The sequence below is a fragment of the Mesorhizobium atlanticum genome, assembly GCF_003289965.1.
Taxonomy (GTDB): domain Bacteria; phylum Pseudomonadota; class Alphaproteobacteria; order Rhizobiales; family Rhizobiaceae; genus Mesorhizobium; species Mesorhizobium atlanticum.
In genome coordinates this window covers 59,531-73,740 of sequence record NZ_QMBQ01000008.1, presented here as the reverse complement: position 1 = coordinate 73,740, position 14,210 = coordinate 59,531, and the positions used below count along the sequence as shown (strand labels likewise).

The 14,210-nt window shown below is 64.3% G+C and carries 13 protein-coding genes and 1 pseudogene; 4 read left to right on the top strand and 10 right to left on the bottom strand.

The genetic code is table 11. From position 1 onward, the window contains the following. Nucleotides 1–38 precede the first annotated feature (38 nt). Entirely contained in the window at nucleotides 39–485 is a 447-nt protein-coding gene (locus DPM35_RS24730) for a MarR family winged helix-turn-helix transcriptional regulator (RefSeq protein WP_112130018.1), read from the top strand. 204 nt (nucleotides 486–689) lie between these two features. On the opposite strand, the gene tdh is transcribed toward DPM35_RS24730, so the two are convergent. Further along, on the bottom strand, nucleotides 690–1,724 hold the full coding sequence (gene tdh, locus DPM35_RS24720) for an L-threonine 3-dehydrogenase (protein WP_112129838.1): 1,035 nt from the start codon (nucleotides 1,722–1,724) through the stop codon (nucleotides 690–692). 52 nt (nucleotides 1,725–1,776) lie between these two features. Beyond that, nucleotides 1,777–2,964 (bottom strand): glycine C-acetyltransferase, encoded by a 1,188-nt coding sequence (locus DPM35_RS24715; RefSeq protein WP_112129837.1) that lies wholly within the window; start codon nucleotides 2,962–2,964, stop codon nucleotides 1,777–1,779. A 301-nt stretch (nucleotides 2,965–3,265) separates the two neighbouring features. Here DPM35_RS24715 and DPM35_RS24710 point away from each other — a divergent pair, with 301 nt between their 5' ends. Next, the gene (locus DPM35_RS24710) at nucleotides 3,266–5,335 is read left to right on the top strand and encodes a putative bifunctional diguanylate cyclase/phosphodiesterase (RefSeq protein ID WP_112129836.1); all 2,070 of its coding nucleotides are present in this window, start codon (nucleotides 3,266–3,268) and stop codon (nucleotides 5,333–5,335) included. A 71-nt stretch (nucleotides 5,336–5,406) separates the two neighbouring features. Then, nucleotides 5,407–6,141: a polysaccharide deacetylase family protein gene (locus DPM35_RS24705; protein WP_112130017.1), complete on the top strand. Its 735-nt coding sequence runs from the start codon at nucleotides 5,407–5,409 to the stop codon at nucleotides 6,139–6,141. On the opposite strand, the gene DPM35_RS24700 is transcribed toward DPM35_RS24705, so the two are convergent. Continuing rightward, the gene (locus DPM35_RS24700; protein WP_112129835.1) at nucleotides 6,132–6,569 is read right to left on the bottom strand and encodes a MarR family winged helix-turn-helix transcriptional regulator; all 438 of its coding nucleotides are present in this window, start codon (nucleotides 6,567–6,569) and stop codon (nucleotides 6,132–6,134) included. The two genes, DPM35_RS24705 and DPM35_RS24700, sit on opposite strands and share 10 nt — an antisense overlap. A gap of 142 nt (nucleotides 6,570–6,711) precedes the next feature. Between DPM35_RS24700 and DPM35_RS24695 the strand changes: the two genes are divergently transcribed. Further along, nucleotides 6,712–7,119, top strand: coding sequence for a hypothetical protein (locus DPM35_RS24695; RefSeq protein ID WP_112129834.1), 408 nt, complete (start codon nucleotides 6,712–6,714; stop codon nucleotides 7,117–7,119). A 114-nt stretch (nucleotides 7,120–7,233) separates the two neighbouring features. On the opposite strand, the gene DPM35_RS24690 is transcribed toward DPM35_RS24695, so the two are convergent. The 7 genes and pseudogenes from DPM35_RS24690 to DPM35_RS24660 all read right to left on the bottom strand — a co-directional run bounded on the left by DPM35_RS24690 (nucleotide 7,234) and on the right by DPM35_RS24660 (nucleotide 14,157). Next, on the bottom strand, nucleotides 7,234–8,016 hold the full coding sequence (locus tag DPM35_RS24690; protein ID WP_112129833.1) for an ABC transporter ATP-binding protein: 783 nt from the start codon (nucleotides 8,014–8,016) through the stop codon (nucleotides 7,234–7,236). Between the two features lie 13 nt (nucleotides 8,017–8,029). Continuing rightward, the gene (locus DPM35_RS24685; protein ID WP_181592139.1) at nucleotides 8,030–8,824 is read right to left on the bottom strand and encodes an ABC transporter permease; all 795 of its coding nucleotides are present in this window, start codon (nucleotides 8,822–8,824) and stop codon (nucleotides 8,030–8,032) included. An 80-nt stretch (nucleotides 8,825–8,904) separates the two neighbouring features. Next, a complete protein-coding gene (locus tag DPM35_RS24680; RefSeq protein WP_112130015.1) occupies nucleotides 8,905–9,906 on the bottom strand; it encodes an ABC transporter substrate-binding protein in 1,002 nt (333 codons plus the stop codon). Nucleotides 9,907–10,162: 256 nt separating this feature from the next. Continuing rightward, nucleotides 10,163–10,894: a histidine utilization transcriptional repressor HutC gene (hutC, locus tag DPM35_RS24675; protein ID WP_112129832.1), complete on the bottom strand. Its 732-nt coding sequence runs from the start codon at nucleotides 10,892–10,894 to the stop codon at nucleotides 10,163–10,165. A gap of 32 nt (nucleotides 10,895–10,926) precedes the next feature. Then, a pseudogene (locus DPM35_RS24670) lies at nucleotides 10,927–11,948 on the bottom strand (zinc-dependent alcohol dehydrogenase). 12 nt (nucleotides 11,949–11,960) lie between these two features. Then, nucleotides 11,961–13,283: a histidinol dehydrogenase gene (gene hisD, locus DPM35_RS24665; protein WP_112129831.1), complete on the bottom strand. Its 1,323-nt coding sequence runs from the start codon at nucleotides 13,281–13,283 to the stop codon at nucleotides 11,961–11,963. Between the two features lie 100 nt (nucleotides 13,284–13,383). Beyond that, the gene (locus tag DPM35_RS24660) at nucleotides 13,384–14,157 is read right to left on the bottom strand and encodes an SDR family NAD(P)-dependent oxidoreductase (protein WP_112129830.1); all 774 of its coding nucleotides are present in this window, start codon (nucleotides 14,155–14,157) and stop codon (nucleotides 13,384–13,386) included. Between the last annotated feature and the right edge of the window lie 53 nt (nucleotides 14,158–14,210).

Here is a 14,210-nt window from a genome sequence, read left to right as displayed (position 1 = left end):
TAACTATCAACGGCGCGCTGCATCCCGGAGAGCGCTTCATGGAACCTGAAATCCTCGAACTGGAGAGCTTTCTGCCGTATCGTCTCTACCGACTTGCGGACACCGTCAGCCGCGAGTTCTCCCGCATCTACAAGGAGCGCCACGGCCTGACTCGGCCGGAATGGCGTACGCTGTCGGGCCTCGGCCAGCGCGGCACGATGACGGCGACGGAGCTCGGAGAGCAATCAGCCATGCACAAGACCAAGGTTTCGCGCGCCGTGGCCGAACTGGAGCGTCGGCGCTGGCTGACGCGCACGCCGGACGAGAAAGATCGCCGGGTGGAGCACTTGGCGCTGACCAAGGCGGGGCTCGCCGCCTATCGCGAGATGGTGCCGCTGGCGAAGGCGTTTGAAAGGGAGCTGCTGGCGAGGTTGAGCGTGGAGGAACGCGTGGCGATTGCGAGAGGAGTGGCGGCGCTGGAGAAAGCTTTGGAAGAAAAGAGCTGATAGGCTGGTGCGTGGCCTCCCTCTCTGTCCTGCCGGACATCTCCCCCTCTTGGGGGGAGATTGGCAGCTTTGGCGACGGCGCTCATCTTGCAACGTCTGCGATTGGCGAAGGCCGGGGTGACGGCCAATCCCCCCTTAAGGGGGAAATGTCCGGCAGGACAGTGAGGGGGGCGAAGGAACTCGACGTCTCCGTCGAAGCGCCCCTCACCAATCCATCACCACCTTGCCGGAACTGCCGCTGCGCATCGCATCGAACCCCGCCTGGAAATCATCGATCCCAATCCGGTGGGTGATCAGCCCCGACACATCGAGCGGCCCCTGCACGAGCGCGATCATCTTGTACCAGGTCTCGAACATCTCGCGGCCGTAAATGCCCTTCAGATGCAGCATCTTGAAGATGACCTTGTTCCAGTCGATCTCGAAGCCGGTGGGCGCGATGCCGAGGATGGCGATCTTGCCGCCATTGTTCATGGTGTCGATCATGTCGCGGAAGGCGGGTGCCGCGCCCGACATCTCCAGGCCGACATCGAACCCTTCGCTCATGCCGATCGATGGCATGACATCGCGCAGCTTTTCCTTCGAGGCGTCGACGACGTGCTGGACGCCAAGCTTGCGCGCCAGGTCCAGCCGGACCGGGTTGATGTCGGTGATGACGACCTTCCGCGCGCCGACGCATTGCGCCACCAGCGCGCCCATGATGCCGATCGGTCCGGCGCCGGTGACCAGCACGTCCTCGCCGACCAGATCGAAGGACAAGGCGGTGTGAACGGCGTTGCCCAGCGGATCGAAGATAGCGGCGATCTCGTCCGGCACGTCGTCGGGGATCGGCACGACATTGTGCTGCGGGATCGCCATGTACTCGCCGAAGGCGCCGGGACGGTTGACGCCGACGCCCAGCGTGTTGCGGCAGAGATGCCCTCGCCCGGCGCGGCAGTTGCGGCAATGGCCGCAGACGATATGGCCTTCGCCGGAGACGCGCTGGCCGACCTTGTATTCGGTGACAGCGGCGCCGAAATCGGCGACGGTGCCGACGAATTCGTGGCCCGTCACCATCGGCACCGGCACGGTCTTCTGCGCCCACTGGTCCCAGTTGTAGATGTGGACGTCAGTGCCGCAGATCGCGGTCTTCTTGACCTTGATCAGCACGTCGTTGGGGCCGATCTCCGGTACCGGCACCTCTTCCATCCAGATGCCCGGCTCGGCCTTGGCCTTCACCAGCGCCTTCATCATGTTGGACATTCTTTTCTTCCTTGAATCGCTTGATCCGGGACCGTTTTTCGGCGCCAGCCGTTCACGAAATCACGCCCAGTTCCTTGCCGACCTCGCCAAACGCCTCGACCGCACGGTCGATGTCGGCGCTGGAATGGGCGGCCGACATCTGGGTGCGGATACGCGCCTGGCCCTTCGGCACCACCGGGAAGGAAAAGCCGATGACGTAGATGCCGCGTTTCAGCATGCGCTGCGCCATCTCCTGCGCCAGTGCGGCGTCGCCCAGCATCACCGGAATGATCGGGTGATCGGCGCCGGCAAGCGTAAAGCCGAGCTTACCCATCTTGGACCGGAACCGGTCCGCATTGGCATATAGGCGCTCGCGCAAAGCGTCGCCATGACGGATCAGGTCGAACACCTTGATCGAGGCACCCGCAATTGCCGGCATCAGGGTGTTGGAAAAGAGATAGGGCCGGGAGCGCTGGCGCAGCCAGTCGACGACCTCTCTCTTGCCCGACGTGTAGCCGCCAGAGGCACCGCCCAGCGCCTTGCCGAGCGTGCCGGTGATGATGTCCACCCTGCCCTCGACACCGCAATGCTCGGCCGAGCCGCGGCCATGCCTGCCAACGAAGCCGACCGCGTGGCTGTCGTCGACCATGACCATGGCATCGTATTTCTCGGCCAGGTCGCAGACGCCGCGCAGATTGGCGATGATGCCGTCCATCGAGAACACGCCGTCGGTGGCGATCAGCCGGAAGCGGCAGTCCTTCGCCTCCTTCAACCGTGCCTCGAGATCGGCCATGTCGTTGTTGGCGTAGCGGAAGCGCCTGGCCTTGGAGAGCCTGACGCCATCGATGATCGAGGCGTGGTTCAAGGCGTCGGAGATGATGGCGTCCTCCTCGCCAAGCAGCGTCTCGAACAGCCCGCCATTGGCGTCGAAGCAGGAGGAATAGAGGATGGTGTCGTCCATGCCGAGGAAGGACGAGATCGTCGCCTCGAGTTCCTTGTGCTCTTCCTGGGTGCCGCAGATGAAGCGCACCGAAGCCATGCCGTAGCCGTAGCGGTCGAGCGCCTGCTTTGCCGCGTCGCGGAGGTCCAGGCTGTCGGCGAGACCGAGATAGTTGTTGGCGCAGAAGTTCAGCACCTTTTCGCCGCCGACCTCGATCTCGGCGGACTGCATGGAGGAAATCACCCGCTCGGATTTGTAGAGCCCGGCCGATTTCAGGCCCTGGAGCTCGCTGTCGATGTGGGAAAGGAATGCTTTGCTCATGGGTCCGGCCCTGTTCGGTTCGAGCCGGACTGTCGCGCCACGGCCGCAAAAAATCCATCGCAAAAGCGACCGCTTCGGTGGCGTCGTGAAAGCCGGAAGGCAATCCTTCGCAACGGCGCGGCGGTGATGCACGCAAAATGAGGGTACGCGGGAAAGGACGTGATAACCATTTTGCGAGCTTTGTCGCGTCGCCAAGGTCGCCGCCGGCCGCCCTTGCCGACCTGTTAACCCTTTCAAGGCAAGCGTCTTCCCGTCACGAATCCAAGGCGGGAATCCGTCGACCGGAGGGGTCACTTAAATTATGTCGCAGCAGCCAGTGCAGAGCGTTTCGCGCAAGCTGATCCTGCTCATCAAGACCGGCTACTGGCTGGCGCTGACGATCATTGCCGCCATGGTGGTGGCATCCTTCATTCTTCTGCAGCAGCTCATGGCGCAGCAGCAGCATAACCACGCGCTGCTGGACATTGTCTCGACGCAGAAGGCGCTGTCGCAGCGCATCGTCTTCCTGGCAAGCGCCACGGGAGCGGCCTCGCGCGACAAGCAGCCGGCGCTGGTCACCGCGCTCAAGCAGGCGACGGGCGAATTCGAAACCAGCTACGACCGACTGCTCAAGGAGACCGGCGCCGATCCGCTGTCGCCGGCACGCAACGATCCGAAGTCGATCGAGTATGTGCTGTTCAACAAGCCGTTCCACCTCGATTATTTCTCGGTTGGGCTCGTTGCCAATGGCGACAGGCTTGTGTCGTCCGTCGAGTCGCAGCTCGGCATGCAGAGTGACGGCTACAAGGGTGGCGGTGAACGCGCCGGCCTCGACGCTTCCGTCGCCAATGCGACACTGTCGGGCTACGCCGCGCTCGGCCAGCGCATCAGCGCCTTCGCCGACGAAAAATCCAGCAGCATCCTCGACCTGCACCGCACGCTGTTCTTCGCCACCCTCGGCGTCATCGTGCTGGTGGCGCTGTTCATCTTCCGGCCGATGTCCAACGCTATCCTGCGCAAGACGCGCGAGTTGGTCGACGCGCGCAACTCCATGGCCTTCATCGCCGTGCATGACGGCTTGACCGGTCTGCATAACCGCACCTTCCTGACCGACCATTTCGACACCTTGATCAAGGGGGCGCACCGACGCCGCGAGCGCCTGGCGGTGGTCCAGTTCGATCTCGACCGCTTCAAGCAGATCAATGATACGCTCGGACACGCCGCCGGCGACTATGTGCTGGTGGTGACGGCGCAGCGCATGCGCGATTCCTGCCGGGCGTCGGACCTCTGCGCGCGGCTCGGCGGCGACGAGTTCGTCATGATCCTCAACGGGGCCGGCACCACCGAGGACATCCATGCGCTGGCCAAGCGCATCCTTGGCGAAATCAACGAGCCGATCACGTTCCAGGGCACGACCATCATGCCTGGCGCCAGCGCCGGCATCGCGGTCTATCCGGTCGACGCCGACAACGCGCAGGACCTGCTCGTCCATGCCGACCTCGCCCTCTATTCCGCCAAGAAGCTCGGCGGCGGCAATTTCTCCTTCTTCTCAGAGGAGCTGCGGCGCGAGCTGGACTACCGCAAACAGCTCGAACAGGACATCCGCACGGCAATCGCCGACAAGAGCTTCGATGTCTATTTCCAGCCGCAGGTGTCGCTAACCAGCGGCAAGATCAGCGGCATCGAGGCGCTGGTGCGATGGAAGCACGCCACGCGCGGCATGATCTCGCCCGGCGAGTTCATTCCCGTCGCCGAGAAATGCGGCTTCATGCCGGAGATCGGCCGGATCGTCATCAGCAAGGCGATCAACGAGGCCGCCGAATGGGACCGCGCCGGGATCGATTTCGGGCGCATCGCCGTCAATGTCTCGGGCACCGAACTTCGCGAGCCCGATTTCGACACGTTCCTGTTCGGCACGCTGGAGCGCGCCGGGCTGGCGCCACAGAAGCTTTCGCTGGAGATCGTCGAATCCGTCATCCTCGACGACGAGAAGACCGGGATCGCCTCGAAGCTTCGCCACATCCGCGCCGCCGGCGTGCATCTGGAGCTTGACGATTTCGGCACCGGCTACGCTTCACTGAGCCACGTCAATCCCAACGAGATCGACCGGCTGAAGATCGACCGCCGCTTCGTCCAGAACATCAACGAGAACGGCGACAACACCAAGATCGTGCGCGCCATCACCGAGCTTGCCCGGGGGCTGGGCATCTCGATCGTCGCCGAGGGCGCCGAGACCGAGGCCGAGCTCGACTCGCTGATGGCGATCGGCTGCGACCAGGTGCAAGGCTATTCTATCGCCTTCCCGATGCCGCAGGACAAGGCGCGCGAATGGCTGGCGACGCGCAGCCCGAAGAAGGCGAAGCTGAAGGTGCTGCAGGGCAGCCTGGGCTAACGCTTTCGCCGACAAGCTTGACACAACCGGGCGTTATGGCGGCCTATCGGGATCGCAACCAGGTTTTGCGAATGCCACTTCGTTATATCCTTCCGTTCCTCCTGCTTGTCGCATCGCCCGCCCTGGCCGCCGATCGCACCATTTACCTCACATTCGACGACGGTCCGCTGAACGGCACCAGCAACATCCTCGACGTGCTGCAGGCCGAGCAGGTGCCGGCGACTTTGTTCATGGTCGGCATGCATGCCGAGGCCAACGCCGCCAGCCGGGCGCTGCTGCAGCGGGCGAAATCGATGCCGCTGGTGACGATCGGCAACCACAGCTACAGCCATGCCTATAATCACTACCGGCATTTCTATGGCGACACGGAGGGCGTGGTCGCCGACATGCTGCGGGCCAATGTCGTGCTCGGGCTGACGCCGGCCGTGCATGCACGCCTGCCCGGACGCGACGTGTTCCGGCTGCCCAATTACTCGAAGGACGACAATTCGCTCGGGCTAGCCGAGGCCGGACGCGAGGATCCGGATTACGAATTCGTCGCGGCGTCGGGCTTCTGGCTTTACGGCTGGGACCACGAATGGGTGCATGAGGACAGCGGCAAGCCGGTTCAGAGCGTCGACCATCTGGTAAGCGAGATCGACCATCTGTTCGGCTACGGCCATTTCGCCAGGCCGAACAAGCTGATCCTGCTCATGCATGACGAGATGTTCCAGGACGCCTTCGACGGCAAGGCGAACCTAACCGCTTTGATCGCGGCGCTCAGGCTGCGCCATTACGCCTTCGGCGCGATTGCGGGTTACGACTGAGACGCCTCAGCGTTCCGCCTGAGCATCGCAAGCACCTCGGCGAATTCGGCCAGCCTGTCATCGGGAATACCGGCCCGAAGCCGCTTGTCGAAGGCGACCGCCGCGAGACGCAACTTTTCGAACAGCGCTTCGCCGGCTTCCGTCAGCGCCACCTGATGGACCCTACGGTTTTCCGGATCGCGGCGGCGCGTCAGCAACCCTTGCGTCTCCATGGCGTTGAGGTGATGCGTCAGCGTCGCGCCCTGGATGCCGATCATGCCGGCAAGCTCGCGCTGGTTGGCAAGTTCCTTCGACTTGACCGACAGCAAGGTCAGCCAGACGGGCAGCGTGCCGCCGGCCTCTACCAGCGCGGCATCGAAGGCCTGCGCCACCACTTTCGAGGTGCGGGCGAGATTCATGCCGACGGGCGGGCGGTCAAATGGTGTCATGACGTGACAGTAGAGCAAGCGATGAAAACGTGAAACTCGGCTTCATGAATTGACATCTAATCGTTAGATATCTAATTTTGTCTTATTGATGGTGTCGCAACATGGCAGCGACGCGCGGCGGGCGGCAGAGAGGAATGCGGTTATGCAGTATGTCTATATCGTCGTCATCGGCCTGCACGTCATGGCCGGCGTGTTCTGGGCCGGCACGACCATTGCGGTCGCCCGCGATCCGGAGATCAAGGCGGAGCGCTTCATCCGGCCCCAGCTTGGCGCCTCCGGCGTGGTGTTCCTGACCGGCATACTGCTCTGGTATTTCTTCCATGAGGGCGCATTCGGGCCAATGGAGAAGGCGCTGGCGCTGGGCATCTTGACCGCGCTGATCGCCGCCGGCGTGCAGGGCGCGCTCGTCGCCTCCTCCAGCCGACAACTGGCTGGGGCCGATCAAGCGACGCAGACCCAGCTGCGGGCAAGAATGACCCGAGGCGAACGCATTGCGGGCGGGCTGCTGGTCATCACCGTGTTTTGCATGGCGACCGCCAAGCTTTTTTGAAATCGCACGGCCGGCGAAACCGACCGGGCGCGGCGCGCAACGGACCAGAGCGGCAGGTGGCTCTCCTTGCAAAGGTCCGTTGCGCGTCACAAGCGGGCGGACTAGGCGACACGCCTAAGCCATTTCGGGGCGCCTGGAGGCCTCGCGAATGGCCTTGTGGACATTGCGCTGCAGGTCCATGAAAGCGGCGCTCTCCATGACCTCTTCGCGGCGCGGCCGCTCGATATCGACGTCAAAGGTCCGCATGATGCGCCCCGGGCCGATGCCCATCACGACAATGCGGTCCGACAGATAGACGGCCTCTTCGACGTCGTGGGTGACGAAGAGCACGGTCAGCCTGTGCTCCTCCCAGATCTGGGTGAGCAGCTCCTGCATCTGATGCCTGGTCAGGGCATCGAGCGCGCCGAAGGGCTCGTCCATCAGGAGCATCTTGGGGCGGTAGGAAAGAGCGCGCGCAATGGCGACGCGCTGCTTCATGCCGCCCGACAATTCGGATGGATAGAGATTGGCCGAGTGCGGAAGCTTGACCAGGTCGAGATGCTCAAGCGCGATCCTGCGGCAGGTGGCGCGGTCATGGCCGGCGGCCTTGAGAGCGAACTCGATGTTCTGCTGCGCCGTCAGCCAGGGCAGCAGCGTATAGGACTGGAAGACGACGCCGCGATCGAGACCCGGCTTCATGATCGGCGACCCGTCGATGTCGAGTTCGCCCGAGTCGAAATCCTGCAGTCCGGCGACGATCGACAGCAGCGTGCTCTTGCCGCAGCCCGACGTGCCGACCAGCGACACGAACTCGTTGTCGGCGAGGTCGAGGTTGATGTCGCGCAGCACTTCGGTGCGCCGCGCTCCGGCGCCGAAACTCTTGTGGAGGCTCTTGATCCGCAGTTTTGGGGAATTCATCGGCCGGAGCTCGTCATGAACGGCTGTCCTGGCGGAACAGCACCTTGCCCAGCGCCTTCATGACCTGATCGGTGATCAGGCCAAGAATGCCGAGCAGAAGGATGTAGCCGATGATGGTGTTGGTCTGGAAATAGCGCTGCGAGACGGTGATGCGATAGCCCAAGCCGGACGTCGCGGCGACCAGTTCGGCCAGCACGAGCCAGGTCCAGGCCCAGCCCAGGCTGATGCGCAGCGTATCCCAGATGCCCGGCATGGCGCTGGGCACCACGATGCGCGTCAGGATCTTGCGATCCGGCAGGCCGAGCGTCCTGCCGAGACCGACGAAGTCGGCCGGCACGCGCTTGACGTTGTCCATGATCATCAGCACCTGTTGGAAGAAAGTGCCGATAAAGATGATGAGGAATTTCTGGACGTCGCTCGTCCCCGCCCACAGGATGGAGAGCGGCACGAAGGCGACCACCGGCATGTAGCGGATGAAATCGACAAGCGGCTCGATGGCCGCTTCCCAGGTCCGGAAGCTGCCGATCAGCACGCCGATCGGAATGGCGAGCACCGAGGCGATGAGAAAGCCGACCGAAATACGATAGATCGAGGCCTCCAGATCGGTGAGCAGCGTGCCGTCGGCCCAGAGCTTGCCGAGCTGTGTCGCCACGCTGGCGGGCGACGGCAGGAAGATCGGCTTGACCAGGTCGAGCCCCGTTGCCGCCCACCAAGCGAGGCCGAGACCGGCGAAGACGGCCACGGCGATGATCAGGAAACGGGAGCGCGCGATGGGAGCGCCGATCCCGGAGGATCGGCGGCGGCGCATTGCCTGCCCGGTTGCCGTGTCGGACGGGCTCGCTTTGCCGGCAGGCTCGTCGGGCATCTCGGCGACCGCCACGACCCGGCCTACTGCGCGGCCTTGACGAAGGCTGGATCGATCATCTGCTCGGGCGTCACGTCGGACTGGAGAAGCCCGGCATTTTTGGCGGCGGCCTCGACGTCGGCGAATGTCTTGGTGGAAAAATCGCCCGTCAGCGCGCTCTTGTTCTCGGCCAGCGAATAGTAGCGCACGCCGTCAAAGGCGGTGTTGAGGTCCTCGACGCTCGAGCCGACCGCCTTGGAAATGATGGCGCGGCCGCCGGGCGTGTCGGCATTGTAGTCCTTGAGCGCCGCGTCCCAGGCCTTGATCATGGCAAGCACCTGGCCAGGCCGCGACTTGATTACCTCGTCGCGCACGACCAGCACGTCACTGATCAGGCCGGGATCCTCGCCGGCGGTGAACAGGAGCTTGATGTCCTTGTTCTGCGCCCTGGCCGTGGTGAGATAGGGCTCATACGTGACCGCGACCGGGACGCGGCCGGCAATCAGCGCGCTGCCGGCATCCGCCGCCGGCATCGGCACCGGCTGGACGTCGGCGATCGACATGCCGTTCTTGGCGAGCGCGTATTTCAGCAGGATGTCGCTGGTCGTGCCTTCCTCGAAGGCGACCTGCTTGCCCTTGAGATCGGCGATCGAGTTGACGTCCTTGCCGGCGATCATGGCGTCGGCCGTCATCGAGACGTCGAGCAGCAGCACGATCTTGACCGGCAGGCCGGCTGCAACCATGCCCATGGCGGTGTGGGTGGCGATGTTCGCCGCGTCGAGCTGGCCGCTCGCCAGGGCGGCGTTGATATCCTTGTCTTCGGTGAAATTGACGATCTGGACGTCCGACAGACCGCTCGCCTTGAACAGGCCCTTGGCTTCGGCGACATGCCACTGGCCGTAGCCCAGCCACGGCTCGATGCCGATCTTGAACGATCCAGCTTCGGGCGTCGCGGGAATGGCCGTATCGGCGGCGTGGGCCAGCGGGGCGAAGCCGACGACGGCCGCCACCACGAGCGCACGGAATTGTCCTGTGAGGTTACGCATCATCTTTGTTCCCCTTGATGATTCAGAGCGCTTTTTTGAACCAAACTTCCTGTCTGGTGAGAATGCGGCTTCTGCTTCTTGCGGCACTGTGCCTCGGCGTCTTACCTGCCACGATATTCAACGGTGGCGGCGATGGATGTCAAGGCTAAAATACATACATGCATATACAAGCTGGAGAGGCTGATTTCCGCGCTCTTGGCAGCATTTGGGCGGGCTCCACTCGCAACTGGCGCCAAGGGGAATAGTTCCCGCCGCTTCAGGTCTTGCGCGACGGAGAATAGCGGCTGCCGAGCGAGTAGCGGCTGCCGACATAGGTCAGCTTGCTGATGGTGGCGACGACAGCGCCGGTCCATGTCCGGCGATGCAGGAGAAGGCAGCAACTGCCGACGTCGATGGCGAGGTGCCGCGCCGTCTCGGCATCGGCCGGGACAGCGGAAATGATATGTTCGACCTCGGTCACCGGCGTCTTCTGCATCAGGTAATCGTAGGTCGCCGTCTTCGAGAAATCCTGCTTGTCATAGTCCGGTATCAGGCTCGGATTGACGAAGCGCTCTTCCAGTTGCACAGGCAGGTCGTTCTCGAAGTTGACGACCACCGAATGATAAAGCGCCGCGCGCCTGGCGAATTCGAAGGACAGCGAGAGCTCCTTGGTCGGCGTGATCCTTTCGAGGACGAGAACCTCGGAGCGATGCCTGTTGCCGCGCGCGACGATTTCGGCGGCGATGTTGTTGATCTCGATCAGCGTCGACTGCGGCCGAGGCGGCGCGATGAATGTCCCCACGCCCTGCAGCCGGATCAGGAAGCCGGCCGAGGTCAATTCCCGCAAGGCGCGGTGGACGGTCATGCGCGACACGCCGAGCGCGGCCACGAATTCATTCTCGGACGGCAGCTTGCGGTCCTTGCTCCACTTGCCGGTTCCGATGTTGGTCAGGATATAGTCCTTGACCTTCTCGTAGAGCGGGCTGGCCGTATCGGGCAAAGCACTCATTTTCAAAAGTCCTTTCCGGCAAGCATCGGAAATCAGGTGCCGGCGGGCTGCCGCAGCCGGACAATGGTTTTCAAGCCGTCGCCCTGCCCCGCCAAAAGACGCTCATAGGCGGCGGGAATATCGTCGAGGCCGATCTCGCGATCGATCAGGCTGATCAGCGGTCCGGACAGATCGTGGAGCATCCCGATGGCGTCGGCAACTCGTCGGCAAAGGCATGGCTGCCCAGCAGACCGATCTCGCGCTCGACCAGCATGTTGGGGTCGATGTCCAGGCGGCCATGGAAAATGCCAACCAGCGCGACGGTGGCGCCGGAGCCCAGAACACCCAGCAACTGGTTGAGCGCGGCGACGCTGCCGGTCGCCTCGACGGCCGCAAGCAGAGGCGCGTCGGCCGTCGCTACGGCAATGGCCTCGCGATCGAGATCGACGATGGTGGCGCCCGTCACCTGGGCGACGCGCTCGCAGCGCGCCTTGTTGCGGTCGGCGATCAGCACGCTGCCCGAGAACGTCCGCGACAAGAGCAGCGCCGCCAGGCCGCCGATAGTGCCGCAGCCGACGACAAGCACCGAACCCGCGGTCTTCGGCAGGCGCCGCACGGCATGAAGCGCGACCGCGAGCGGCTCGGCCATCGCCGCCACCCTTTCATCGAGCGCGGCGTCGATGACATGCAGCAGCCGCGCCGGCAGCACCGTCTCCTCGGCAAAGCCGCCGTCGCATACTTCGCCGACGAAGCCCAGCGAGGCGCACAGATGCCGCCTGGCGGCGCGGCATTGCGCGCATTCTCCACACCAGAAACGGGAATCGGCAACCACCCGGTCACCAACGGCGACGGTGCCGACGCCCTCGCCGACCGCAACCACCGTGCCGGTCAGTTCATGGCCGGCCGTCGACGGCGCGCGGCTTATCCATTGTCCGGTGCGAAAATTGTGGAGGTCGGAACCGCAGATGCCGGCGGCGTCGACATTGAGCTTCACCCAGCCCGCCTCGGGAGCCCCAGGCGCGGCGATGTCCTCGACGCGCAGGTCGCCGGGGCCATGGAGTCTGGCGGCCTTCATCGCGCCTGCCCGTCAGGCGCCGAGATAGCGGTCGCGGATTTCCGAGACCGCATTCTCATGCGAGCTGAAGCCTTCATAGCGGGCGAGCCTGCGGGCATGGCCGGCAAGCTCCGGATAGGCGGCTGAGGTCACATAACCGACCGACGAGCGCTTGAGGAAATCCGTCACCGAAAGCGGCCCGTAGGTGCGTGCCCAGCGGCTGGTCGGCAGCACCGCATTCGGCCCGAGGACGAAGTTGGCGAGCGTCACCGGCGTGTGCGGACCCATGAGGATCTCGGCCGCCTCGGTGATGTGGCCGAGATGCGCGAACGGCTCCCTGGAGAGGATCTCGAGGTGTTCGGGCGCATAGTCGTTGATGAAGCGGTAGCTGTCCTCCAGGGATGCGGTCAGCACGATGCCGCCGCGCTTGCCGGTCAGCACCGCGCGCGAAAACTCGACGCGCTGCTCGCTCATACGGGACCAGTGCTCGGGCAGCGCTGCCAGGGCGGCGTCGGCGACCTTGCGGCTGTGCGTCACGAGATAGGCGGAGGAATCCGGTCCGTGCTCCGCCTCGATCAGAAGGTCGAGCGCGGCGAGGCCGCCGTCGACGCTGTCGTCGGCGAAGATGATCGCTTCCGACGGGCCGGCCGGAAGGCCGGTGTCGATGATCGAGGAGAGCAGGCTCTTGGCCGCCACCACCCAGGGGCTGCCCGGGCCGACGATCTTGAGCGCGGGCTTCACCGTCTCGGTGCCGTAGGCGACGGCAGCAACGGCATGCGCGCCGCCGCATTTGTAGACGGTCTCGACCCCGGCCAGCCGGGCGGCGACCAGGGTCGCGGCATCAACGGAGCCGTCCGCGGTCGGCGGCGTCACGATGGCGATCCGCGGCACGCCGGCGATGACGGCCGGAACCGAGGTCATCATGGTCACCGATGGGAAGGCGCCCTTGCCGCGCGGAACGTAGAGTGCAACGGAGGCGATCGGCGTGTAACGGTCGCCGGCATAGGCGCCCGGGCGGACCTCCTTGAGCCACATCGTCTCCGGGCGCTGCTCCTCATGGAAATGCCTGATGTTTGCAATGCCGAACCGGATGCTGTCGATGACATCCTTGTCGACCTTGCCGAAGGCAGCGTCGAACTCCGCTTCCGAAACTTTCAGATTGCCCGCGGCCACATCGGCCTTGTCCAGATCCCTGACGAAGCGGAGCAGGGCCGCATCGCCTTCCGTCCTGACCGCATCGAGGATCGGGCGGACCTTCTCGACGAAGACCGAGAGGTCGGCTTCGGCGCGCTTCAGCAGGCTCGCCCGCTGTTCGGCGCTGGCGGATGAGAGGTCGTGGAAGCTGATGTCGGACATGGCTGCTCCTCAGAAACGCGGGAAAAGTATATACATGTATGTATAATGGTCGCCAGTATTTTTCTGTGCCCTTCCGCCAGGCCGACCACCGCACGCCGCTTCAGATCGAGGCAAGGAAGCCCCCATCCACCGGAAAGGACTGACCGGTGATGTAGGCCGAGGCGTCCGAGGCCAGGAACACCGCGATGCCGTGCAGATCCGAAAGATCACCGAAACGATGCTGCGGTATCTTGGCGAGCATCGACTGCTGCCACGCCTCGTCGGCGTAGAACACTTCCGTCATCGCTGTCCTGAAATAGCCAGGCGCAATGGCGTTCACCCTGATCCCGAGACCCGCCCATTCCGCCGCCAGCGCCCGCGTCATGCCGAGCAGGCCCGACTTCGACGAGCCATAGGGCACGGCTGTGGGGATGCCGACTTCGGAGGTCAGCGAGCACAAATTGATGATGGCGCCGGGCCGTCCGGCATCGCGCATGTGGCGGGCGGCGGCCTGGGCGCAGAAGAAGGCGCCCTTGAGATTGGTGTCGACGATCCGGTCCCAGAGCGCTTCATCGACATCGAGCGAAGGCCTGACCTCTTCCATGCCGGCATTGTTGACCAGGATATCGAGACCGCCAAGCAGGTTGGCGGCCTCGGCGGTCGCGGCGCGGCAGCCGGCGACGTCGGTGACGTCCAGGGCGATGGCATGCGCAACCCCGCCGGCGGCCCGGATCGCTGCCGTCGTCTCCTGCAGCGAAGCAAGGCTGCGCGCCGTGACGGCGACGGCGGCGCCTGCCGCGCTCAGCGCCTCGGCGATGCCGCGCCCGATGCCGCGGCTGGCGCCGGTGACGAGCGCCTTCCTGCCCGACAGGTCGAAGAGGGAAGCATTGCGCATATCGATCCTCCTTGGCCTTGCCGGCCTGCCCTCGCCCACGAGACTAACCGATC

Coding starts and splice junctions, on each gene's coding strand:
- DPM35_RS24705 (WP_112130017.1), top strand. CDS start 5,407: ATGCCACTTCGTTATATCCTTCCGTTCCTCCTGCTTGTCGCATCGCCC.
- hisD (WP_112129831.1), bottom strand. CDS start 13,283: ATGTCCGACATCAGCTTCCACGACCTCTCATCCGCCAGCGCCGAACAG.
- tdh (WP_112129838.1), bottom strand. CDS start 1,724: ATGTCCAACATGATGAAGGCGCTGGTGAAGGCCAAGGCCGAGCCGGGC.
- DPM35_RS24685 (WP_181592139.1), bottom strand. CDS start 8,824: ATGCGCCGCCGCCGATCCTCCGGGATCGGCGCTCCCATCGCGCGCTCC.
- DPM35_RS24715 (WP_112129837.1), bottom strand. CDS start 2,964: ATGAGCAAAGCATTCCTTTCCCACATCGACAGCGAGCTCCAGGGCCTG.
- hutC (WP_112129832.1), bottom strand. CDS start 10,894: ATGAGTGCTTTGCCCGATACGGCCAGCCCGCTCTACGAGAAGGTCAAG.
- DPM35_RS24660 (WP_112129830.1), bottom strand. CDS start 14,157: ATGCGCAATGCTTCCCTCTTCGACCTGTCGGGCAGGAAGGCGCTCGTC.
- DPM35_RS24700 (WP_112129835.1), bottom strand. CDS start 6,569: ATGACACCATTTGACCGCCCGCCCGTCGGCATGAATCTCGCCCGCACC.
- DPM35_RS24680 (WP_112130015.1), bottom strand. CDS start 9,906: ATGCGTAACCTCACAGGACAATTCCGTGCGCTCGTGGTGGCGGCCGTC.
- DPM35_RS24690 (WP_112129833.1), bottom strand. CDS start 8,016: ATGAATTCCCCAAAACTGCGGATCAAGAGCCTCCACAAGAGTTTCGGC.
- DPM35_RS24710 (WP_112129836.1), top strand. CDS start 3,266: ATGTCGCAGCAGCCAGTGCAGAGCGTTTCGCGCAAGCTGATCCTGCTC.
- DPM35_RS24695 (WP_112129834.1), top strand. CDS start 6,712: ATGCAGTATGTCTATATCGTCGTCATCGGCCTGCACGTCATGGCCGGC.
- DPM35_RS24730 (WP_112130018.1), top strand. CDS start 39: ATGGAACCTGAAATCCTCGAACTGGAGAGCTTTCTGCCGTATCGTCTC.